The 20180-nt window shown below is 63.9% G+C and carries 19 protein-coding genes; 9 read left to right on the top strand and 10 right to left on the bottom strand.

The window, feature by feature from the left end; genetic code table 11:
• The first annotated feature begins 30 nt into the window (after positions 1-30).
• The 9 genes from LB516_RS14230 to LB516_RS14190 all read left to right on the top strand — a co-directional run bounded on the left by LB516_RS14230 (position 31) and on the right by LB516_RS14190 (position 10647).
• Positions 31-2154, top strand: a complete 2124-nt coding sequence (locus tag LB516_RS14230) for an ABC transporter permease (protein WP_015317086.1) — start codon at positions 31-33, stop codon at positions 2152-2154.
• Positions 2151-3206, top strand: coding sequence for a hypothetical protein (locus LB516_RS14225; RefSeq protein ID WP_224719788.1), 1056 nt, complete (start codon positions 2151-2153; stop codon positions 3204-3206). The genes LB516_RS14230 and LB516_RS14225 overlap by 4 nt, the downstream gene beginning before the upstream one ends.
• Positions 3206-4702: a sugar ABC transporter ATP-binding protein gene (locus tag LB516_RS14220; RefSeq protein WP_224719787.1), complete on the top strand. Its 1497-nt coding sequence runs from the start codon at positions 3206-3208 to the stop codon at positions 4700-4702. Before LB516_RS14225 ends, LB516_RS14220 begins: the two co-directional genes overlap by 1 nt.
• 370 nt (positions 4703-5072) lie before the next feature.
• Positions 5073-5483 (top strand): carboxymuconolactone decarboxylase family protein, encoded by a 411-nt coding sequence (locus LB516_RS14215; RefSeq protein WP_140665408.1) that lies wholly within the window; start codon positions 5073-5075, stop codon positions 5481-5483.
• A gap of 138 nt (positions 5484-5621) precedes the next feature.
• The gene (locus LB516_RS14210) at positions 5622-6458 is read left to right on the top strand and encodes a metallophosphoesterase family protein (protein WP_224719786.1); all 837 of its coding nucleotides are present in this window, start codon (positions 5622-5624) and stop codon (positions 6456-6458) included.
• Positions 6455-7612: an ABC transporter ATP-binding protein gene (locus LB516_RS14205; protein WP_224719785.1), complete on the top strand. Its 1158-nt coding sequence runs from the start codon at positions 6455-6457 to the stop codon at positions 7610-7612. Before LB516_RS14210 ends, LB516_RS14205 begins: the two co-directional genes overlap by 4 nt.
• Entirely contained in the window at positions 7605-8528 is a 924-nt protein-coding gene (locus LB516_RS14200; protein WP_224719784.1) for a carbohydrate ABC transporter permease, read from the top strand. Before LB516_RS14205 ends, LB516_RS14200 begins: the two co-directional genes overlap by 8 nt.
• Positions 8525-9355, top strand: coding sequence for a carbohydrate ABC transporter permease (locus tag LB516_RS14195; RefSeq protein WP_224719783.1), 831 nt, complete (start codon positions 8525-8527; stop codon positions 9353-9355). The genes LB516_RS14200 and LB516_RS14195 overlap by 4 nt, the downstream gene beginning before the upstream one ends.
• A 26-nt stretch (positions 9356-9381) precedes the next feature.
• Positions 9382-10647, top strand: coding sequence for an ABC transporter substrate-binding protein (locus tag LB516_RS14190; protein WP_224719782.1), 1266 nt, complete (start codon positions 9382-9384; stop codon positions 10645-10647).
• Between the two features lie 50 nt (positions 10648-10697).
• On the opposite strand, the gene LB516_RS14185 is transcribed toward LB516_RS14190, so the two are convergent.
• The 10 genes from LB516_RS14185 to LB516_RS14140 all read right to left on the bottom strand — a co-directional run bounded on the left by LB516_RS14185 (position 10698) and on the right by LB516_RS14140 (position 20164).
• Positions 10698-11585, bottom strand: a complete 888-nt coding sequence (locus LB516_RS14185) for an amidohydrolase family protein (RefSeq protein WP_224719953.1) — start codon at positions 11583-11585, stop codon at positions 10698-10700.
• Positions 11585-12661, bottom strand: a complete 1077-nt coding sequence (locus tag LB516_RS14180; protein ID WP_263492553.1) for a vWA domain-containing protein — start codon at positions 12659-12661, stop codon at positions 11585-11587. The genes LB516_RS14185 and LB516_RS14180 overlap by 1 nt, the downstream gene beginning before the upstream one ends.
• 191 nt (positions 12662-12852) lie before the next feature.
• Positions 12853-13734, bottom strand: a complete 882-nt coding sequence (locus tag LB516_RS14175) for an AAA family ATPase (protein ID WP_224719780.1) — start codon at positions 13732-13734, stop codon at positions 12853-12855.
• Positions 13735-13742: 8 nt separating this feature from the next.
• Complete coding sequence (locus LB516_RS28870) at positions 13743-14747, bottom strand: xanthine dehydrogenase family protein molybdopterin-binding subunit (protein WP_015317098.1); 1005 nt, start codon at positions 14745-14747, stop codon at positions 13743-13745.
• A 1-nt stretch (position 14748) separates the two neighbouring features.
• The gene (locus LB516_RS28865) at positions 14749-16116 is read right to left on the bottom strand and encodes a xanthine dehydrogenase family protein molybdopterin-binding subunit (RefSeq protein WP_263492544.1); all 1368 of its coding nucleotides are present in this window, start codon (positions 16114-16116) and stop codon (positions 14749-14751) included.
• Between the two features lie 126 nt (positions 16117-16242).
• A complete protein-coding gene (locus tag LB516_RS14160) occupies positions 16243-16725 on the bottom strand; it encodes a (2Fe-2S)-binding protein (protein WP_224719779.1) in 483 nt (160 codons plus the stop codon).
• Positions 16726-16782: 57 nt separating this feature from the next.
• Entirely contained in the window at positions 16783-17580 is a 798-nt protein-coding gene (locus LB516_RS14155; RefSeq protein ID WP_224719778.1) for an FAD binding domain-containing protein, read from the bottom strand.
• A gap of 21 nt (positions 17581-17601) precedes the next feature.
• Positions 17602-18045 carry an SRPBCC family protein gene (locus LB516_RS14150; RefSeq protein WP_140615488.1) on the bottom strand — a complete coding sequence of 148 codons (444 nt, stop codon included), beginning with the start codon at positions 18043-18045 and terminating at the stop codon, positions 17602-17604.
• Between the two features lie 114 nt (positions 18046-18159).
• Complete coding sequence (locus tag LB516_RS14145; protein WP_140615490.1) at positions 18160-18987, bottom strand: helix-turn-helix domain-containing protein; 828 nt, start codon at positions 18985-18987, stop codon at positions 18160-18162.
• A 178-nt stretch (positions 18988-19165) separates the two neighbouring features.
• Complete coding sequence (locus tag LB516_RS14140; protein ID WP_224719777.1) at positions 19166-20164, bottom strand: ABC transporter permease; 999 nt, start codon at positions 20162-20164, stop codon at positions 19166-19168.
• Between the last annotated feature and the right edge of the window lie 16 nt (positions 20165-20180).

Below are 20180 nucleotides of genomic sequence, written 5' to 3'. Positions count from 1 at the left end.
TGTGGCCCCAGACCTGGCAGCAGTGACCCGATGAGCTTTCGCGAACGCCTCCAGTCCTGGCGCTACAATCTCGTGCCCGACCATCTCGTCGGCGAGATCCTGACCAAGCGCTGGACCGACAACGCCATTCCCTTCCTGGCGCTGGTGGTGACATTGGCGACTTTCGGCTCGATCATTCCGGGCTTCTTCAAGCTCTCTTCCCTGCAGGAATCGACGCGCCAGCTCGGCGAGTTTTCGATGGTCGTCACCGGCATGACGGTGGTGATGCTGGGCGGCGGCATCGATCTCTCGGTCGGTTCGATCTTCGCGCTGTCCTGCTTTTCCGCCGTCTATGTCTTCTTCATCCTCGAACAGTCGATCTGGCTGGCGCTGGCCGCCTCGCTCGCCACCGGGTTGGTGTTCGGCGCGATCAACGGCTATCTTGTCGGCTATCTCAGGCTGCGTGCCTTCCTTACCACGCTGGTGACCTTCATCTTCGGGAGGGCGCTGTTCGACATCCTGGTCACCACCTATGCAGCCGATGTGCAGCTTTCGACCGCTACATCAGACGTGCTCGATTTCATCGGCGACAGCACTTTCTGGGGCCTGTCCGTCTCGGTGTGGCTGGCGATCATCCTCGCCATCGTCACCCATATCGCGCTGACGCGCTCGCGGCCGGGCTGGCACGTGCTGGCGGTCGGCGGCTCCCGGCGTTCGGCGCACAATGCCGGCATCCGGGTGCGCCGTACCGTGTTCATGACCTATGTCTTTTCCGGCTTCTGCGCCTCGATCGGCGGCTTTCTCATCGCCTGCCGGCTGAGCGGGGCGGGGCCGGGGACCGGCCTCAATCTCGAGATCATGGCGCTGACGGCGGCGGTGGTCGGCGGCGTCAGCCTCGGCGGCGGGCGCGGCTCGGTCATCAAGGGGCTGATGGGCGCCATCATCGTGCTGACCATGACCAACGGGCTGATCCGGCTGGGCTATGGCACCGGCACCAACCAGATGGTGCTCGGCATCATGCTGGCGGTGGCGGTGACCATCGACATTCGCTGGCTCAAGAACCGCCACAAGGTGCTGAACGAGGTCTATGTCGCGCCGGTTTATCTCAGGATGGGCGAAACCCAGTCCGCGGTGCCGGGCTCGGGCACGCCTTACGCGCTCGACAACCGGCTGTCGGCGGCCGACCATATCGGGCTCGGCGAACTGGAAGGGCCGGAAGACGTCATCCTCGACCGCGACGACAATCTCTATTGCGGCACGCGCCATGGCGAGATCGTTCGCTTCTTCGCGCCGGATTATGTCAGGTCGGAGGTGTTCGCCCATATTGGCGGTTTTCCGCTGGGCTTGGCCTTTGACAAAGGGGGCAATCTGATCAGCTGCGTCGGCGCGATGGGGCTCTATTCCGTCTCTCCGGATCGCGCGGTCAAAAGGCTGTCGGCCGAGACGTCGCGCTCCTGGACCTCGATCGTCGACGATGCGCGGCTGCGCGATCCCAATGATTGCGATATCGCGCCGGACGGCCGCATCTATTTTACGGACTCGACCAAGCGCTATGACGCGCATGACTGGGCGCTGGACTCGATCGAGAACCGCGCCACCGGCCGCCTCCTGGTCTACGATCCCAGGGATGGGTCGACAAGGACGCTGCTCGACGGCTACCGTTACACCAATGGTGTCTGCATGGCGCATGACGGCAAGTCGCTGTTCTTCGCCGAAAGCTGGGCCTGCCGGGTGCATCGCTATTGGCTGGAAGGGCCGAAGGCGGGCACCGCCGAATGCGTCATCCGCGACATGCCGGGCTACCCCGACAACATCAACCGCGCGTCGGACGGCAATTACTGGATGGCGTGGCTGGGCATGCGCACGCCGAGCTTCGACCTGTCGCTGCGCCACCCCGACATGCGCAAGCGCATGACGCGCCGGCTGCCGCAGGACGAATGGCTGTTCCCCAACATCAACACCGGCGGCGTGGTGAAATTCAACGAGAAGGGCGGCATCGTGGAGGCGATGGGCGACTTGACGGGCGGCGCGCACCCGATGGTCACCTCGATGCGCGAGCACAAGGGATATCTGTTCGTCGGCGGCATCCTCAACAATCGCATCGGCCGCTACAAGGTTTCCGGCGCCGACCCGAACTGGACCAGCTCCGCCTCATATTGGGGAGCGCAGCCATGATCCTCGACCCAATCCTGGATATGTTTCGCGGCAAGGCGGTGACCATCCCGCCGCTCGACGGCGCCTTCCGTCCCAACACGCGGCTGGATGAGGCGCCGGCTTTTGTCGGATTGACCGAACCGGACAATCTGCTGGTTGCCGATGGGCGGCTGCTGGCCTCCAGCGGCAACGCCATCTATTCGCTTGCCGCCGACACTGAGCCGATGGTTGTCGAGACCTTTCCTTCCCCAATCACGGCGCTGGCTCTGTCGCCATCGGGCCAACTGACGGTGGGGCTCGAAAGCGGCAAGCTCTTGATATCAGGCAAGGAGGTTTCGCCGCCGGCTGGTATCAGCTGCATAACAGCACTTGCCTATGCCGAGGACGGCGCGCTGTGGCTGGCCAACGGGTCGGCCGAGCATACGCCGTCGCAATGGGCCGCCGATCTGATGAAGAAGGGCGCGTCCGGTTCGCTTTGGAAACGAGACGGGGCGGGTGGCGAGTTCCGCAAGATAGCCGGCGGGATCGCCTTTCCCTACGGGCTCCAGCCCCTTGGCAGGGATGTGCTGGTGAGCGAGAGCTGGCGTCACCAACTCGTGCGCTTCGATGGCGCGACCGGCAATCGCTCGACCGTGATGACGCATCTGCCCGGCTATCCCGCTCGGCTGTCGCCGGCCGGCGATGGCGGGGCGTGGCTGACCTTGTTCGCGCCACGCAACCGGCTGATCGAATTCGTGCTGCAGGAAACGCACTACCGCCAGGACATGATCGACCAGGTGCCGCCGGCTTACTGGATCGCGCCGGCGATGGCCTCCAGCCGCAGCTTCCTCGAACCGCTGCAATGCGGCGGCATCAGAACCATGGGCATCCACAAGCCGTGGTCGCCGAGCCGTTCCTACGGGCTGGTGGTCAAGCTCGATCAAAACATGCAGCCGCAATTCAGCCTGCACAGCCGCGCCAACGGCACGCGCCACGGCATTTGCAGCGTGGTGGAAAAGGGCGGCCAACTGTTCATTGCTTCCAGGGGTGGCGATTGCGTGCTGGCCGTCGACCTCGCCTCGGGAGGTTTCTGATGGAACCAATTATTCGCCTCGAAAACGTCACCAAGAATTATCGGGGCGTTCCGGCAGTCAAGAACGTCAGCTTCGAACTGCGCAAAGGCGAAATCCACGCACTGCTCGGCGAGAACGGCGCGGGTAAATCGACACTAACCAAGATCATCGCCGGTGTCGTCGACGCCACGTCCGGCAGGATGTTCCACAAGGGCCGGGAGATCGCCTACGCTTCGCCGCATGCCGCGCTAGAGGCCGGCATTGCCATGGTGTTCCAGGAGACCAGCCTGGTGCCGTCGATGACGGTGGCGCAGAACCTCTATCTCGGTACTGAAAAATTCCTCAACCGGCTGCGCGGCACGTATATTTCAGCACAGCAATTCCTGCAGTCGCTGAATTTTCCGGTCGATCCGAACGCCATGGTGGCGACGCTGGGCGCGGCCAAGCGGCAGATGGTCGAGATCGCGCGCGCCGTGCACCACAAGGCCGAGATCATCATCTTCGACGAGCCGACGGCGACCCTGACGCCGGAGGAGAAACGCCATTTCTTCGCGCTGATCCGGCGGCTGAAGGCGAACGGTGTCTCGATCGTCTTCATCAGCCACGCGCTGGAAGAGGCATTGATGATTGCCGACCGCATCACCATTCTGCGCGACGGTGAGCTGGTGATCACCGACGACACGCCGGCCTTCGACCGCGACAGAATTGTCGCCGCCATGGTCGGGCGCACTTTGTCGGGGCAGATCTACCGCCAGCGCGACGAAGCCAAGCTGCGCAAGGCGGGCCGGAAAGTGCTGTCGGTGCAGGACATTTCGATGAGCAATGTCGTGCGCAACAACTCCTTCTCGATCTTCGAGGGCCAGATCACCGGCGTGTTCGGGCTGATCGGCTCCGGCCGCACCGAGACCTTCAAGGTCGTGTCGGGCATCTATAAGCGCGATTTTTTGCGCGGCGGTACAATCGAACTCGACGACAGGCCGGTGCGCTATCGCGTGCCGAGCGAAGCGGTGGCGGACGGCATCGTCTATGTCACCGAGGACCGCAAGAGCGAAGGCATCTTCGAGACGATGAGCATCGCCGAGAACCTGTTTGGCGGCCTGCTGGCGGCCGGCCGTGAAAAGGCCTGGGTGATCAACCAGCAGGAGATGCACGCGCTATCGGCCGAGTGGACGAAGACGCTCAACATCAAGGCGATCAACGACAATGCGCGCGTGGTCGAACTCTCCGGTGGCAACCAGCAGAAGGTGGTGATCGGCAAGGGGCTGGTGCAGCAGCCGCGCATCGTCATTTTCGACGAACCGACGCGCGGCGTCGATGTCGGCGCCATCGCGGAGATCCACCAGATCATCAACCGGCTGGCCGACGAGGGCTTGGCCGTGGTGGTGATCTCGTCCTATTTGCCGGAGATCATGAACCTGTCGGATCGGATACTCGTCTGCCGGCAAGGCCGCATCGTCGAGGAGTTTTCTCCGGCGGAGGCCACGGAGGAGAAGATCATGTACGCGGCGGTGCACTAGGGATGCTGGCCGGGTGCGTATGTCGACAATTGGCCGGGATGCCCATCCATTCGTCATCCACGGGCGGAGCAAGGAGCGTAGCGACGCGGCGCAGACCCGAGGATCCATGCCGGGACTTCGAAGCGTAGCAGCGGTGCAGAATTCTGCTTCGCTGCACTCCACGGCTGGCGTCACGGCATGGATCCCAGGGTCTCCGCGACGGCGCTTCGCGCCTGCTTCGCCCTGGGATGACGACGCCGAGGGGGCTCGGCTAACCATCAATGTTCTGCTCAAATCGGCATCGAAAACTGAATCAGAAAAGCCGGTTAGCCCCCTTTGCTCGAGACCTGAATCAACGACCTGATCCACCGAGCCAACGAAAGGAAACGCCATGGCCACGACAAAACTCCTGAGCGATGCCGAGGTGGAAATAATCCCGGCCGTGAAGGCCGTGTTCGACGATATCCGCGCCACGCGCAAATCGGATTTCGTCAACAATTTCTGGCGCGGGCTGGCCAATGATCCGGCGGCGCTGAAGCGGATCTGGGAGCAGTTGAAGGTCGTGATGGTCGCCGACAGCGCCATCGATCCGCTGACCAAGGAGATGATCTACATCGCGGTTTCGACCGCCAATGGCTGCTCCTACTGCGTGCATTCGCACACGGCGGCGGCGCGCGCCAAGGGCATGACAGACGCGCAGCACGGCGAGTTGGTGTCGATCATCGGGCTCGCCGGGCAGACCAATCATCTGGTCACGGCCATGCAGATCCCGGTCGATCCGCAATTCGAGGTGAAAAGCTAGCGGCCAGCCAGCCTATCGGCATGGCGGGGAACATTTGTCCCCTGCCTGTTAAGGAAGTGACATGTAACGGCACTAAGGAGACCCACGCGAAGTCGCGCCGGTGGGTTCCCGGCAGCCGGCTCTCGCAGTGGAGCCGGCATGAAAATCGTCCAGATCACCGATACCCATTTCAGCCCGACCAAGCCGCATTTCAACGGCAATTGGGAGCCGCTGGCCGCCTGGATCGCGCAGAGCGGCGCCGATCTCGTCATCCACACCGGCGACCTCAGCGTCGATGGCGCCGACAAGGACGACGACATCGGCTTCAGCATGGAGCTGATGCGGGAAATCTCGGTGCCGATGCTGCTGGTGCCCGGCAATCACGATGTCGGTCATCTGCCCGGCTCCTCGCAGCCGGTCAATGCGGAACGCCTGGACCGCTGGCGCCGGCTGGTTGGTCCTGATTATTGGACGGAGGACGCCGGAAACTGGCGATTTATCGGTCTCGACAGCCTGCTGATGGGCTTTGATGATGCCGAGGAAGAGGCCCAGTTCGAATGGCTGCGTGCGGCGCTGGAAAGCCGTGACGGCCGGCGCGTCGCGCTCTTCGCCCACAAGCCGCTGTTCATCGACGAGCCCGGCGAAGGTGACACCGGCTACTGGAGCGTCCGCCCAGCACAGCGGCAACGTCTCTACGATCTGATCGGTGCCCATGACGTGGCGCTTTTCGCCAGCGGTCACCTGCACCGGGCATGGCAAGGCAAATACGAAAACACCGCGCTGGTCTGGGGTCCGTCGGCCGCCTTCGTCGTCGGCGACATGGAGCGCGACATGCCGGGCGAGCGGCTGCTCGGCGCGGTCGTGCATGAATTCAACGATACAGTCACCAGCGAGATCGTCGCTGTTCCCGGCATGACCGTCCATGTCCTCGATGACGTGGTCGAGGAAGTCTACCCGCACGAGGCGCACAAGGTCCGCAGGAAGGTCGCGTCATGAGCGCGCTCTCGCTTCGCACCTTGAACAAATCCTTTGGTGGCAATGCCGTCCTGAACGGCGTCAGCCTCGATGTCGAAGCGGGCGAGTTCATCGCCCTGGTCGGTCCCTCGGGCTGCGGCAAGAGCACCTTGCTGCGCGTTCTTGCCGGGCTTGATCATGCCGACAGCGGCGAGATCTTCGTTGCTGGCAAGGACATGTCGGCGGTCGCCGCGGCCGATCGCAACATTGCCATGGTGTTCCAGTCCTACGCGCTCTACCCGCATCTGACGGCCGGCCAGAACATTGCGGTTCCGCTTGCCATGAAGCGGCTGAGCCGGACGCGGCGCCTGCCGCTGGTGGGCTCCGCATTGCCGGGCCAGAAAGAAATCCGCGCCGGCATTTCGCGGGATGTCCGCGACATGGCGACGGTACTCAAGATCGATCATCTGCTCGACCGCAAGCCTGGGCAGATGTCGGGCGGCCAGCGGCAGCGTGTCGCCCTGGCGCGCGCCATGGTGCGGCGCCCCTCGATCTTCCTGATGGACGAGCCGCTTTCTAACCTCGACGCCAATCTGCGGGTGCACGCCCGTGGCGAGATCGTCGAACTGCACCGCCGCGCCGGCGTGCCGACGCTCTATGTGACGCATGACCAGGCCGAGGCGCTTTCGATGGCCGACCGGGTGGCGGTGATGATCGGCGGCAATCTGCTGCAACTCGCCGCGCCCGAGGCGATCTACAACGATCCGGCCCATATCGAGGTCGCCCGTTTCGTCGGCCAGCCCAGGATCAACATCATACCGGCACTTGCCGAAAATGGCCGTGTCAGCTTCGAAGGCATCCGGTTGGCCCTGATGGAGAAGGTGGCAAACGGCCCGGTCAGCCTCGGCATCAGGCCCGAATTCGTCAAACTGTCTCCCAGTGGGCGGAGCGGCCTTGCCGGGCGGATCGAGCGCCTCGAATTCCTCGGTTCGGAAGTCATTGCCCATTGCCGGCTCGACGCGACCGGCGACATCGTCATCGCCAAGCTGGCGCCGCACGAGGCGAGGGACCTGATTGTGGGAATGCCGGTGGGTATCCTCCTTCCACCCGAGCATGCCATGGTCTTCGGGCCGGAGGGAAAGCGGCTGCGCATGGCGAGCGCCGCGCCCGCACGCCAGGAGCCGGCCTATGTCTAGCGTCGCGCTGGCGGGCAATATCCCGAGCGCCGCGGCCCTCCACAGGCGCAGCGAGGACCGCACCGCCTGGCTGCTGGCGGCCCCGGCGATCGTGCTGTTGCTGCTGTTCGTGCTGCTGCCGGTGGTCGCTGTCATCTTCCTCGGCTTCACCGATTTCGAACTCGGCTACGGCAAATTCCGCCTGGTCGGCTTCGAGAACTACGCCCATCTCCTGACCGACCGCACCTTCCGCAGATCGCTGTGGAACACATCGGTCTATACGGCGATCGTCGCACCGGTCTCGATCGTGCTTGGCCTTGGCGTCGCCTTGCTGATCGAAGGCGAACCGCGGGCGCGCGGTCTTTTCCGTACCGTCTATTTCCTGCCGGTCGCATCGCTGATCGTCGCCATGGCGACAGTCTGGCAATATCTCTTCCACCCGACCATCGGGCCACTCAACGCGCTGCTTGCGCTGGTCGGCATTCCTGGCCCGAACTGGCTCGGCGCCTCCAGCACCGTGCTCTACAGCCTGTCGATCATCGGCGTCTGGCAGTCGGTCGGCTTCAACATGGTGCTGTTCCTGGCTGGCCTGACAGCGATCCCGCGCGAGCTCTACGCCGCTGCTCACGTCGATGGCGCGAAATCGGCGCTCGACCGGTTTTTCCTGGTCACCTGGCCGATGCTCGGGCCGACGACGCTGTTCGTCGTCACGATCAGCATCACCAATGCGGTGAAGGTCTTCGAAACCGTGAAGATGCTGACCGATGGCGGGCCCAACAAAGCCTCCGAAGTGCTGCTGTTCACCATCTACCAGGAAGGCTTCGTCTACCTGCGCGTTGGCTATGCCTCGGCAATGACCGTGGTCTTCCTGGCGATCCTGGTCGTGCTGATGCTTCTCCAATACCGCGTACTCGACCGGCGGGTGCATTACACATGACCAGCCTGCCTGCCGGCCGCACCATCCGTTTCGCGCTGCTTTCGCTGGGCGCGTTGATGATCCTCGCGCCTTACATCTTCATGATCTCGACCGCGGGCAAGACGCAGAGCGACATCTTTACCTCGTCGCTGTCGCTCGTCCCCCAGCATTTCTACTTCGCCGAGAATTTCGCCAAGGCGCTGAGCAAGGTGCCGATGGCAACGCTGCTGTGGAACGGCGTCGTCGTGTGCGGCCTGATCTTCTTCTTCCAGGTGCTGGTCGCGATTCCCTGCGCCTACGCCATGGCCAAGCTGAAATTCCGTGCCGCGCGGCTGATGATGGTGCTGGTCATGCTCGGCCTGCTGGTACCGATCCATGCCACGGCGCTGCCGCTCTATGTCGCCTTCGACCGGATGTCGCTGCTCAACAGCTACACCTCGCTGGTGGCGCCGTTCACGATATCGGTGTTCGCGATCTTCATGTTCCTGCAGTTCTTCCGCGCCATGCCCGACGATCTCATCCACGCGGCAAGGCTCGATGGCATGTCCGAGCTCGGGATCGTCGCGCGCGTCATCGTCCCCAATGCGTGGCCGGCGGTCACTGCCTTCGCGATCTTCTCGGTGGTCGCCCACTGGAACGATCTCTACTGGCCGCTGATCGTCGTCAGCAAGCAGGCCTACGCCACGCCGCCACTCGGCCTGATGTATTTCCGCGCCGCCGAGGCCGGCGACGACTACGGCGCGCTGATGGCCGCCACGCTGATCATCACCCTTCCACTCGTCGTTGCCTTCCTGTTCGCACAGAAGCGCTTCGTCGAAGGCATCACCATGACCGGTCTCAAAGGCTGACCGGGTCGAACCAGGAGTACGAGCACATGAAGCAACTTCCCAGGATTCTTGCAGCGGCGGCGATCTCGCTGACGACAGTCCTTCCGGCCTATGCCGACACGACGCTGACGGTCCATTATCCGATGCCCGGCTTCTTCAAGAACGTGATGGACACGATCTCGAAGAAGTTCATGGAAGAAAATCCCGACATCAAGATCCAGTTCGCCAGCCCGTCCGCCACCTATGAGGAAGGCATCCAGACCATCCTTCGCCAGGCCGGCACCGACGAAATGCCCGACATCACCTTCATCGGTCTCAACCGTCTGCGCATGCTCAACGAACGCGACGTCGCCGTCGATCTTGGCCCGCTGGTCAAGAAGGAAGGCAACATGGCTGAGCTCGGCTTCTCCGACACGATCCTGAAGCTGGCGCAGGTCAACGGCAAGCAGGTCGGCCTCGCCTTCGCCACCTCGAACCCGATCATGTATTACAACGCCGACCTGATGAAGGCCGCCGGCGGTGATCCGGACAATCCGCCCAAGACCTGGGACGAGGTCATCGCGCTCGGCGGCAAGATCAAGGCGCTCGGCAATGGCGTCGACGGCATCGACTTCCGCTGGCAGGGCGACGACTGGATGTTTTCGGCGCTGCTGTTCGGCGCCGGCGGCAAGATGCTGAACGAGGACGAAAGCAAGGTCGCCTTCAACGGGCCGGAAGGCGAGAAGGCAGTCGAGATCCTGCAGCGGATGGTGAAGGAGGGCGGCATGCCGGTCTTCACCAAGCCGGCTGGCGAGCAGGCCTTCGCGGCCGGCAAGGTTGGCTTCGAGTTCCAGACCACCGGCGCGCTGGTCAACACCATCAAGAACGTCGGCGACAAGTTCACGCTGCGGACGGCCAAGATCCCGCTGATCGATCCGGCCAACGGCCATCTGCCGACCGGCGGCAATGCCGTGGTCATCCTGACCAAGGATGCCGCCAAGCAGGACGCCGCCTGGAAATTCGCGAAATTCGCCGCCGGCCCTTATGGCGCGTCGGTCGTCGTGCCCGGCACCGGCTATGTGCCCAACAATGAGCTCGCGGCAAAGTCTTCCGACTATCTCGGCGATTTCTACAAGAAGAACCCGCTGTTCCAGGCCGGGCTCAGCCAGATGCCGCTGATGGTTCCGTGGTATGCCTTTCCGGGCACCAACGGCGTGAAGGTGACGCAGACCATCGTCGACAATCTGTCGCGGATCGTCGACCAGTCGGCGACGCCCAAGGAAGCGCTCACCGATGCGGCAAGCGACGTGGAAGGCATGCTGCCGACGCAGTAAGGACTTGCCAGGGCATCGCCGCGCCAATGGCGCGGCGAACTCCCTGGCGGTCAAGCCGGCCGGTAGATCCGCTCCGCCGTATTCCAGAAGATATCAGCCTCGGCCGCCGGACCGTGCTTCGCTACAGCCGCGCGGTGGGCCTTGATCAGTTCGGCGTGGCTGGTCCACAACTTCTCGATGGGGAAGTTGGAACCGAACATCAGGTGATCCGCGCCCAATATCTCGATCGCGTTGTCGACGATATAGGCAATCAGCCCGGGGTCGTTGCGGTGGACGAAGGTGCCGAGACCGGAGAGCTTGGCGTAGACGTTCGGCGCCGCCGACAGCGTGCGCAGCCCAGCCTTCCAGGCTTCGGTGGTTTCCTGATCCATGCCGGTCAGCATGCCGGCATGGGTGAGGATGAAATTGGTTTCGGGGTTCTCGCCGACCAGCGTCAGCCCGTCCTTCATCTGGGCGGGAAAGAGCTGCAGGTCGAAGGACAAGTTGTAATCCTTCAGCCGCGCCACATTGGCCCGTACCCTGGGATCGATCACCTGATCGGGGCCAGTGGCGAAGCGGAAGGCTGGCGTCTCGTGCCAATGCAACTGCATGCGCACGCCGCGCAGCAGCGGATATTTTTTCAGGCGGTCGACCTGGGGTCTGATATCGTCCACCGTCATGTCGGTGTAGCCGACGATGGCGTGCGGCCAGCCGGTTTCATCAGCCGTCTTTTGCAGGAAGGCGACTTCCTTCTCGAAATCCTCCTTCGCCCAGTTGGTCTGGACGTAGACCGCTTTCTCGACGCCGGAATCTTGCTGGTCGGCGAGAAACTCCTCGATCGGGTAGTCGCGGCGGATCGGCTCGTAGGGGCCGAAGATGCGCGGCACCATCGGCCCGACCAGCCAGGGCTGGTCCTGCTGGCGCCAGATATGGAAATGCGCGTCGATGGCTTTCTGCATCACGATACCCTTTTCCAGATTGTCGCCGCCCGTGGGGCAGGGCGGGCGAGCGACAGGATGAAATCGGTGAGGCTGTTCACCGACGAGCCGTCGACCAGATCGTCGAGATCAGGCAGGATGGCCCGCAACGCGGCCGTTGCCGGCTGGAAGCGCGGGTCGCCGGCCAAAGGTGTCGCCAGCGACAGCCGGAAAGCACGGGCGCTCAGCCGGCGCATCGCCGTCTCCAGTTCGGCATGGTCGCCGCGCTCCAGCGCGTCGGACAGGATGATCACTGCCGCACCACGTGCGAAGGCGGAAAAACGCGGCACGGAGAGGAAGGCAAGCAGCGTTGGTCCCATGCGGGTGCCGCCGTCCCAGTCGTCGACCTGGGCGGCCGCGCGCGCCAGCGCCTGCTCGCGGTCGCGGATGCGCAGCGCTGACGTGATGCGGGTCAGACGCGTCCCGAAGGTGAAGATTTCTGCCCGGTCAGCGCCTTGCACGGCGGCATGCGCGAGCTTCAAATAATCAGACGTGTGGAGCTTCATCGAGCCGGACACGTCGATCAGGATCAGCAGTTTGCGCGGCACGGTCTGGCGGCGGCGCAGCAGCGGCGAGGGGACATCGCCATCGGCGCTGACGATTTCCCTGAGCGAGCGGCGCAGGTCGAGCTTGCCGCGCGAATGGGTGCGCACCGTGCGGAAGGAGCGGCGCGCGGGCAAGGCGTTCGACAGTCGACGACGAAAGGCGGTTAGCCTGTCGTCGTCGTGCTGGAAGTCGCGGCTGCTCAACTGTTCGATCGCCGAGGATAGCTCGCCGCCTTCCTGTCGCTGCTCGGCTTCGATCCGCTCGTCGTCGGCGCCGCCATCATCCTTGACGCGGGTTTCCTCGTCGCTGTCGCCTTCCACCACGGCTGATGTGTTGCCGTAAAAATGGCTTTGGAAATGCGCCTCGAATTCGTCGCGGCGGTCAGGTGGCGGCGCCAGGGTGGCGAGCGCTGCCTCGCGGATGTCGGCCATAGAGCGTGGCCCAAGCAAGGTTACCGCCTGCATGAAGCCGCAGACTTGTTCGGGGGCTATGGCAAAGCCGTAGCGGCGCAGCAGTTGGCCGAAGCCAAGGAAGGGTGTGGCGGCGGGAGGTACGCTCTCCTCGCCCCGTTTACGGGGAGAGGATGCCGGCAGGCAGGTGAGGGGCAGCGCCGACTTCTGGCCATCGTGGCGCCGCCCCTCATCCGCCCCTTCGGGGCACCTTCTCCCCGTGAACGGGGAGAAGGGATTGTCGAGGTCCCGGCTCACGCCAGCGCCTCCTCGACGATGCGGCCAAGCTCGGGGGCGATGTAGGAGAGGTCTTCCTCGTCCTTGATCAACACGCCGATGGCGCGGCGGAAGGCTTCCGGCCACGGGCTGCCGCCCTTCTCCAGGATCGTCGCGGCATTGGCCCATTCGACGGCTTCGGCGATGCCGGGCGGCTTGGCGAGCGGACGGGCGCGGATGGTCTGCACCGCAGCCGCCACCGCGCGCGCGGTAGCCTCCGCGACATCGCCAGTACGCAGCATGATGATGGCGGCCTCGCGTTCGGCGTCGGGATAGCCGATCCAGTGATAGACGCAGCGGCGGCGCAGCGCCTCGGCCAGTTCACGGGTGCGGTTCGAGGTCAGGATGACGATCGGCTGTGCGGCGGCACGGATGGTGCCGCGCTCGGGAATGCTGATCTGGAAATCGGACAGGAATTCCAGCAGCAGCGCTTCGAATTCATGATCCGAGCGATCGATCTCGTCGACCAGCAAAACTCGCTGCTGCGGCGCCTTCAGCACCTGCAGCAGCGGCCGGGCAATCAGGAAACGGTCGTCATAGATGTCGATCTCGTGCTCGCCGGCATGGCGGATGGCGAGCAGTTGGCGCTGGTAGTTCCACTCATAAAGCGCATGCGCGGCGTCGATGCCTTCGTAGCATTGCAGGCGCACCAGATCGCGGCCGAGCAGCTCGGCGATCGCCTTGGCGGCTTCCGTCTTGCCGACGCCCGGCGCGCCTTCGAGCAGCAGCGGCTTGCCGAGCCGGATAGCCAGAAATATGGCGGTGGCGAGGCTGTCGTCGGCCAGATAGCGCGAGGCGGCGAGGCGCTCGGCCACCGCCTCCGGCGAGGTCGCGAGCGTTTCGGCGTTTACCTTGGGCATGTCGGTCCTCAGTTCGCGGCTTGCGCCTTGAGCGCGCGCAAAATGCGTTCCGGCGTGATCGGCAGCGTGTCGATGCGCACGCCGACCGCGTCGAAGACGGCGTTGGCGACCGCCGGGATTTGGGGGTTGGCGCACATTTCGCCCGGTCCCTTGGCGCCATAGGGACCATCTGCCGAAGGCCGCTCCAGCACGATGATTTCGGTTTCGGCGAGGTCGCCGGGACCAGGCATCAGATACTGGTTGAAGTCGGTGCCGCCATGGTCGCGGTTGGGGTAGTAGGGCTCGGTCGTCTCGTAGAGCGCATGGCTGATGCCCATCCAGGAGCCGCCGACCAGCTGCTGCTCGACCATTTTGGGGTTCAACGCGCGGCCGATCTCGAAGACGTTCTTCACCGTCAGCACCGTGACCTCGCCGGTTTCGTCGTCGACCTCGACCTCGGCCACCGTGCAGGCATGCGCGTAACAGGTCGACGGCTTCATCGCGCCGGTCTCCTTCTCCGGATAGGAGCGCGGGATCAAAAACATGCCACGGCCTGAGATCGAGCGGCCGCGCTTGAAATGCGCCGACAGGGCGACATCGAAGATCGAGATCGATCTCTGCGGCGCGCCCTTGACCAGTATGTTGCCCTGGCCGTCGGTTTCGAGGTCCGAGGCATTCACTTCCAGTTCCTCGGCCGCCACTTCAAGCATCACCTGGCGGGCTTCCCTGGCGGCCTGGATGACCGCGTTGCCGGCGCGGTGGGTGCCGCGCGAGGCAAACGTGCCCATGCAGTGCGGGCCGGTGTCGGTGTCGGCGGTGTCTACGACGACGCGGTCGGTCGGCACGCCGATCGTTTCGGCGCAGATCTGAGCCATGATCTGCTTCATGCCCTGGCCGAGATCGACGCTGGAAAGCGTGACCATGAAATTGCCGGTCGGGGTCGAATGCACCAGCGCCTGGGTCGGGTCGCCGCCAAGGTTCATGCCAGTGGGATAGTTGATCGCGGCGACGCCGCGTCCACGCCTGATCGCCATCTCAAGCTCCGTTCTTGTAGGAGGACATCGCCATGTATTTCTCCGCCACCGGCCAGTGGGCGGCGCGCGAGGCTTCCTGCATGCACTCGATAAGGGCCGCCCCCTCGGTCGGCTGGCGATGCGCCTTCATGTCGCCGTCGCGATAGGCATTGATGAAGCGGAATTCGAGCGGATCCATGCCGATCAGCCGCGCCAGCTTGTCCATCTGCACCTCCAGCGCGAAGTCACCGATGGTGACGCCGAAGCCGCGCATGGCCGATGACGGCGTGCGATTGGTGTAGACGCAGTAGGTGTCGATCCAGACATTGGGGATGGTGTAGGGGCCGGGATAGTGCCCAGCGCCCTTCTGCGCGCCATAGGGCGAGTGGCGGGAGTAGGCACCGGCATCGGTGTAGCCGGTGACCTGGCGCGCGACGATGCGGCCGTCCTTCATGACCCCGTCCTTGATGACGACTTTTTCGGCCGCGCGAGGCGAGGAGATCTGCATCTCCTCCTCGCGGCTGTAGACAAAACAGACTGGTCGCCCGGTTAGTTTTGCCCCGAGGATGGCGATCGGTTCGACGATGACATCGACCTTGCCGCCGAAACCGCCGCCGACCGTGCCGCCGACAAAATGCAGCTTGCTGCCCGGCATCTGCAGGATGATCGAGGTGTTGTCGAGGGTGAAGAACATCGCCTGTGTGTTGGTGTAGCAGGTGAAGCGGTCATTGCCCTCGGGCGCCACCACGCAACCGGTGGTCTCGGTCGGCGCGTGCTCGATGGGCGAGGACTGATAGCTTTGCTCCAGCACGTGATCGGCCTCGGCAAAGCCCGCCTCGACATCGCCGAAGCGCACCTTGCGGCACGCGCCGCTGTCATAGAGGTAATAGTTCTGGCCGTGATACTCGTTGACGATCGGCGCGCCGGGCTTCAGCGCTTCCTCCATGTCGAACACGGCGGGCAGCACTTCATAATCGACCTTGACCTTGGCGGCGGCTTCCTGGGCGGCCCGCTCGGTTTCGGCCAGCACCGCCACCACGGCCTCGCCCTTCCAGCGCACCTTGCCGTCGGCCAGGACCGTCTCGTCTTCCGGTCCGACCTGGATCAGGATCAGGATCGTGTAGACATTGTGCGGCACGTCCCTGGCCGTCAGCACCTTGACCACGCCCGGATGTTTTTCGGCCTCCGACGTGTCGATCGAGCGGATGCGGGCATGGTGATGAGGGCTGCGCACCATCTTCAAATGCAGCATGCCGGGAAAGTTGCGGTCGGCGAAATAGGCGGTCTTGCCGGTGACGTGGCCTGGCGAATCCGAGCGTGGCCGCGCCTGGCCGATCTCATGCAGATCGTCCTTGCGGACATCGGCGAAGTAGCTCTTGCGCAATTCCATTTCTTTGGTCCCTCAGAGCATGATGCCGAAAAGTGTGAAGCGGTTTTCGGGCGACATCATGCTCTATCTCTTTGATTTAGAGCCGGATTCGGATTTCAGGTCTGTTCGACCTGAAATCATCCGGCTCTAGGCCGCGTTCTGCGAATTGGCGCGGGCGGCGGTCAGCACCGCCTGGATGATCGGCTCGTAGCCGGTGCAGCGGCAGACGTTCCCGGACAGCGCCTCGACGACATCCTCGCGGCTGGGGTTGGGCGTGTGGTCGAGCAGCACCTTGGCGGCCATGATCATGCCCGGCGTGCAAAAACCGCATTGGCTGGCGAAGGCGTCGAGGAAGGCGCGTTGCAGCGGGTGCAGCACGCCGCCTTCGGCGAGGCCCGATGTGGTGGTGATCGTTGCACCGTTGCAGGTCTCGGCCAGCGTCAGGCAGGAGAGCCTCAACTCGCCGTCGATGATGACGGAGCAGGCGCCGCAGGTACCTTGGTGGCAGCCGCCCTTCGGCGAGGTGTCGCCGACCTTGTCGCGCAAGGCATTGAGCAGCGTCGTGCCGCTTTCTATGAATTCGGCTTTTTCGGAGCCGTTGAGCGTGAATTGAACCGGGACCTTTGCCATTCTTCCTCCTTGCGCGCCTGCCCGAGGAGCGGACAGACGCGCGCCCTCCCACGGGTTTTATTCGGTCAGCAGCAGCCGGCCGAGATGCACCGGCAGCACCTCGGCGCGATACCAGGCGCTGGCGATCGGGTCGGTGATGGGCGAGATGCCTTCAGCCGCGGCGGCCAGCGCCGGTGCGATGCCATCCGGGTCGAGCGTCCTGCCGAGCAGCGCTTTTTCCGCTGCCTTGGCACGCATCGGCCGATCGGCCATGCAGCCCAGCGCGACCCGCGCTGAGGACACGGTCCTGTCTCCAGCCTGTTCCAGAACGATGGCGATGCTCAGCACCGAGACCCCCTTGGGCTTGACCCGCGACACTTTGAGGAAGCGGAAGCTGTCGGGCTTCGGAAGCGTGAAACCGACCGACGTGACGATGGCGCGGCTGTCGTCCCGTGCGGCCAGGAAGGTCTCGATGGGGCTTTCGCCGTCATCGGTAGCGACCGTTGCGTCGAGCGCCAGCAGGGCCACGGCGAAATCGCCATAGGGCGCCGGCGAGAACAGATTGCCGCCGATGGTCGCCATGTTGCGGATCGCCGGGCCGCCGACGGCGCGCGCGGCCTTGGCGAGGGTACCGAGTTCCGGATGGCGGGCGATCTCCGCCATTGTCACCGAAGCGCCGATGCGCACCTTGCCGCCGGACAGGGCGATGCCCGACAGGGCCGGATCGGAGGCGCGGACAAGAGCGGAGACGGAGATATCGCCTTCATTGGCGGCTCGAACCACAAGCGTGCCGCCGCCGAGATAGCGGCTGCCAGCGACCGTCAGCGCCGCATTGGCGTCCTTCACGGTCGAGAATGTCTGCAATGCCAGCGCCATGGCGCGCTCCCGTGGTTTGGCTCAGCCTTGCTCGGCGAAATGGCTCTTCAACGCATTGAAGCCGCCCTGGAAGACATTGGCGCCCATGCCCTCGGCCAGCTTGTCGGCTTCTTCGGGTGCTGCGTCGAAGCTGGCGGTCCATTCGGCATAGGTGCGGTCGCCGTCGGTGACGCGCCTGAGCTGCAGCGTCGCCTTGTGGTTGGTGAGGGGCTGCGGCGTTTCCAGGATGGAATAGCTGACGAGGAAATTGTCATCGGAGAAGTCGAGCAGTTTTTCGCGCAGGCGGGCACCGCTGGCCAGCTGGAAGTTGCGCACGCAGCCGATCGTGCTGGCATCCTTGCCGTCTTCGATATGGCTCTCGACCATGCGTGGATGCCAATCCGGCAACCCGTTGAAGTCGCGTATGCGCGCCCAAACCTTTTCGACCGGTGCGTCGATCACGCTGGAAATGGTGACTTTTGGCATAAGATGTTCCCTTGCGAATTTCGTTGCGGCAAGGGTAGGGCGCTAGCGCGCACAGCGCTTATCAATGCGTCTTGAGCATCTATCAACCAGTCTGAAAAACAGATGGCTGCCGGCTCAGGCCATTGCCCGCGCGGCCTCGCGGTAGAGCGTCGGCGGCACGCCGACATGGTCACGGAAGAAGCGCGAGAAATTGCCTTGCGTGGTGAAGCCGAGATTGCAGGCGACCGAGATCAGCGGCTCGCGCGACCATTGCAACTGCCGCACCGCTTCCTCCATGCGCAGCGTGTTCCAATAGACATTGGGCGTCAGGTTGGTCTGTTCCTTGAACAAGGCGAAGAAATGCGGCCGCGAAAGGCCAACGGCGCGGGCAACGTCGTCGAAGGAGATGCGTTCGCAGACATTGGCCTTCATCAGCTGGATCGCCTTGCGAACGCGGAAATCCTGCACGGTGTTTATGCGGCCGCGCGCTTCCTGCGGCGCCGACGCGTCGGCGGCATCGAGCACCGAGTCGATGAAGCGCTCGATCTCGTAATTGGCGACATCGTCGACGCTCTCATTGTCGGTGAGATGGTCGAGCAGGCTGGCGGCCGCCTGGTGCAGCCAAGGCTCGAGCGCGATCGCCGCCCGCGAAAACAGCGGCGCGCTGGATGGCAGGTCGCGCCTGCGGCGGGCCCAGTCGGGATCGATGTAGAAGGCGAGAAACAGACCGGGCGTCCCGTTTTGCGCCAGGACATGGCTGTGGGGCTGGAAGGAATTGATGCCGGCGGCGGTGCGAGGGCCGAGGCGGACCGTCTCGCGGCCGATGGTCATCTCGCCGGCGGTGCCTTCGAGCCAGATGATCAGATGTGCCTCGACATGGGCATGGGTGACGAAGTCGCTCGCGACATTCAGGACAGAAACATGTCCGAACCGGCCCCAGTAGAGCCTGATCGCTTCCGTCATGGCATATCCTCCCGCAAGCGACTGGCCTCCCTTCGCTTGCAGGGAGGATTGTGCGGCCGGTTTTCGGCATCCGTCAAGGCATCGGCTGTTGGCCGCTACCAATGGAGGTCGGCTTCAGCCGATTTTCAGACTGAGCGATAGGAACCAGAATGAATGGCGCTTCGACGGCGACAAGCCCTCAATCGCTGCGCCTGAAATTGCGGATCCGGTCGAACAGAACCGCGAGCAGGATGGCGCCGCCGATGAAGGTGCCCTGCCAGAAGGCGTTGATGCCGAGCAGGCCAAGGCTGTTGCGGATCACCTCGATGAGGGCGGCACCGACGATGGCGCCAAAGGCGGTGCCGACGCCGCCGGCCAAATTGGCGCCGCCGATGACGGTGGCGGCGATCACTTGCAGTTCCATGCCGTTGCCGAGATTGGTGGTGACAGCGCCGAGCCAGCCGGTTTCGATGATGCCGGCAATGCCGGCCGACAGCGCCGAGATCATGTAGACGGCGACCTTGATCTGGCGCACCGGCACGCCGGCCAGCGTGGCGGCGTGCTCGTTGCCGCCAATGGCAAAGATATGCCGGCCGAACTTCGTCCAGCGCAGGACGAAGCCGGTGATCAGGGCCAGCAGGATCGTGTAGAGCACCGGGTTGGCGATGCCGAACACCCAGGCGCCGCCGCCGAGTGCCAGCAGCTTGTCGTGGTCCGGGCCGAACTGGAAGACGACGGTGTTGTTGGAGGCGACCATGGCAAGGCTGCGGGCGATCGACAGCATGCCGAGCGTCACCACGAAGGGCGGAAAGCCCAGATAGGCGATAAAAATGCCGTTGAAGGCGCCGATGACGAGCGCGGTGGCGATCGAGGCCAGAATGCCGATCTCGATCGAATAGCCTGCATGCATGGTGACGGCCAGCACCATCGAGCACAGGCACAGCACCGAGCCGACCGACAGGTCGATGCCACCGGTGATGATGACGAAGGTCATGCCGAGCGCCACGATGGCGACGAAGGTGATGTTGCGGGTGATGTTGTAGAGGTTCTTCGAGGTGGCGAAGGCATCGGTGGCGAAGGACAGGAAGATGCAGGCCAGGATGACGGCGACCACCACCCAGAAAGTCTGGCTTGAGAACAGGCGCGATAGCAAAGTGTGCTGCTTCTGCGCGATCGTCTGGTCAAGGGTGACTGCCATTATCGACCTTTCCTGC

It is taken from the genome of Mesorhizobium sp. CO1-1-7, from assembly GCF_020164885.1.
Lineage (GTDB): Bacteria > Pseudomonadota > Alphaproteobacteria > Rhizobiales > Rhizobiaceae > Mesorhizobium > Mesorhizobium australicum.
Note: the sequence above shows the minus strand (reverse complement) of the source record. Positions and strands in the feature narration are given on the sequence as shown.

What these genes read in the sequence shown, in the direction of transcription:
- LB516_RS14230 (WP_015317086.1), top strand. Translation starts at nt 31, where the DNA reads ATGAGCTTTCGCGAACGCCTCCAGTCCTGGCGCTACAATCTCGTGCCC.
- LB516_RS28865 (WP_263492544.1), bottom strand. Translation starts at nt 16,116, where the DNA reads ATGGAATTGCGCAAGAGCTACTTCGCCGATGTCCGCAAGGACGATCTG.
- LB516_RS14175 (WP_224719780.1), bottom strand. Translation starts at nt 13,734, where the DNA reads ATGCCCAAGGTAAACGCCGAAACGCTCGCGACCTCGCCGGAGGCGGTG.
- LB516_RS14155 (WP_224719778.1), bottom strand. Translation starts at nt 17,580, where the DNA reads ATGGCGCTGGCATTGCAGACATTCTCGACCGTGAAGGACGCCAATGCG.
- LB516_RS14200 (WP_224719784.1), top strand. Translation starts at nt 7,605, where the DNA reads ATGTCTAGCGTCGCGCTGGCGGGCAATATCCCGAGCGCCGCGGCCCTC.
- LB516_RS14160 (WP_224719779.1), bottom strand. Translation starts at nt 16,725, where the DNA reads ATGGCAAAGGTCCCGGTTCAATTCACGCTCAACGGCTCCGAAAAAGCC.
- LB516_RS14150 (WP_140615488.1), bottom strand. Translation starts at nt 18,045, where the DNA reads ATGCCAAAAGTCACCATTTCCAGCGTGATCGACGCACCGGTCGAAAAG.
- LB516_RS14205 (WP_224719785.1), top strand. Translation starts at nt 6,455, where the DNA reads ATGAGCGCGCTCTCGCTTCGCACCTTGAACAAATCCTTTGGTGGCAAT.
- LB516_RS14195 (WP_224719783.1), top strand. Translation starts at nt 8,525, where the DNA reads ATGACCAGCCTGCCTGCCGGCCGCACCATCCGTTTCGCGCTGCTTTCG.
- LB516_RS14220 (WP_224719787.1), top strand. Translation starts at nt 3,206, where the DNA reads ATGGAACCAATTATTCGCCTCGAAAACGTCACCAAGAATTATCGGGGC.
- LB516_RS14190 (WP_224719782.1), top strand. Translation starts at nt 9,382, where the DNA reads ATGAAGCAACTTCCCAGGATTCTTGCAGCGGCGGCGATCTCGCTGACG.
- LB516_RS14145 (WP_140615490.1), bottom strand. Translation starts at nt 18,987, where the DNA reads ATGACGGAAGCGATCAGGCTCTACTGGGGCCGGTTCGGACATGTTTCT.
- LB516_RS14185 (WP_224719953.1), bottom strand. Translation starts at nt 11,585, where the DNA reads ATGCAGAAAGCCATCGACGCGCATTTCCATATCTGGCGCCAGCAGGAC.
- LB516_RS28870 (WP_015317098.1), bottom strand. Translation starts at nt 14,747, where the DNA reads ATGGCGATCAGGCGTGGACGCGGCGTCGCCGCGATCAACTATCCCACT.
- LB516_RS14215 (WP_140665408.1), top strand. Translation starts at nt 5,073, where the DNA reads ATGGCCACGACAAAACTCCTGAGCGATGCCGAGGTGGAAATAATCCCG.
- LB516_RS14140 (WP_224719777.1), bottom strand. Translation starts at nt 20,164, where the DNA reads ATGGCAGTCACCCTTGACCAGACGATCGCGCAGAAGCAGCACACTTTG.
- LB516_RS14210 (WP_224719786.1), top strand. Translation starts at nt 5,622, where the DNA reads ATGAAAATCGTCCAGATCACCGATACCCATTTCAGCCCGACCAAGCCG.
- LB516_RS14225 (WP_224719788.1), top strand. Translation starts at nt 2,151, where the DNA reads ATGATCCTCGACCCAATCCTGGATATGTTTCGCGGCAAGGCGGTGACC.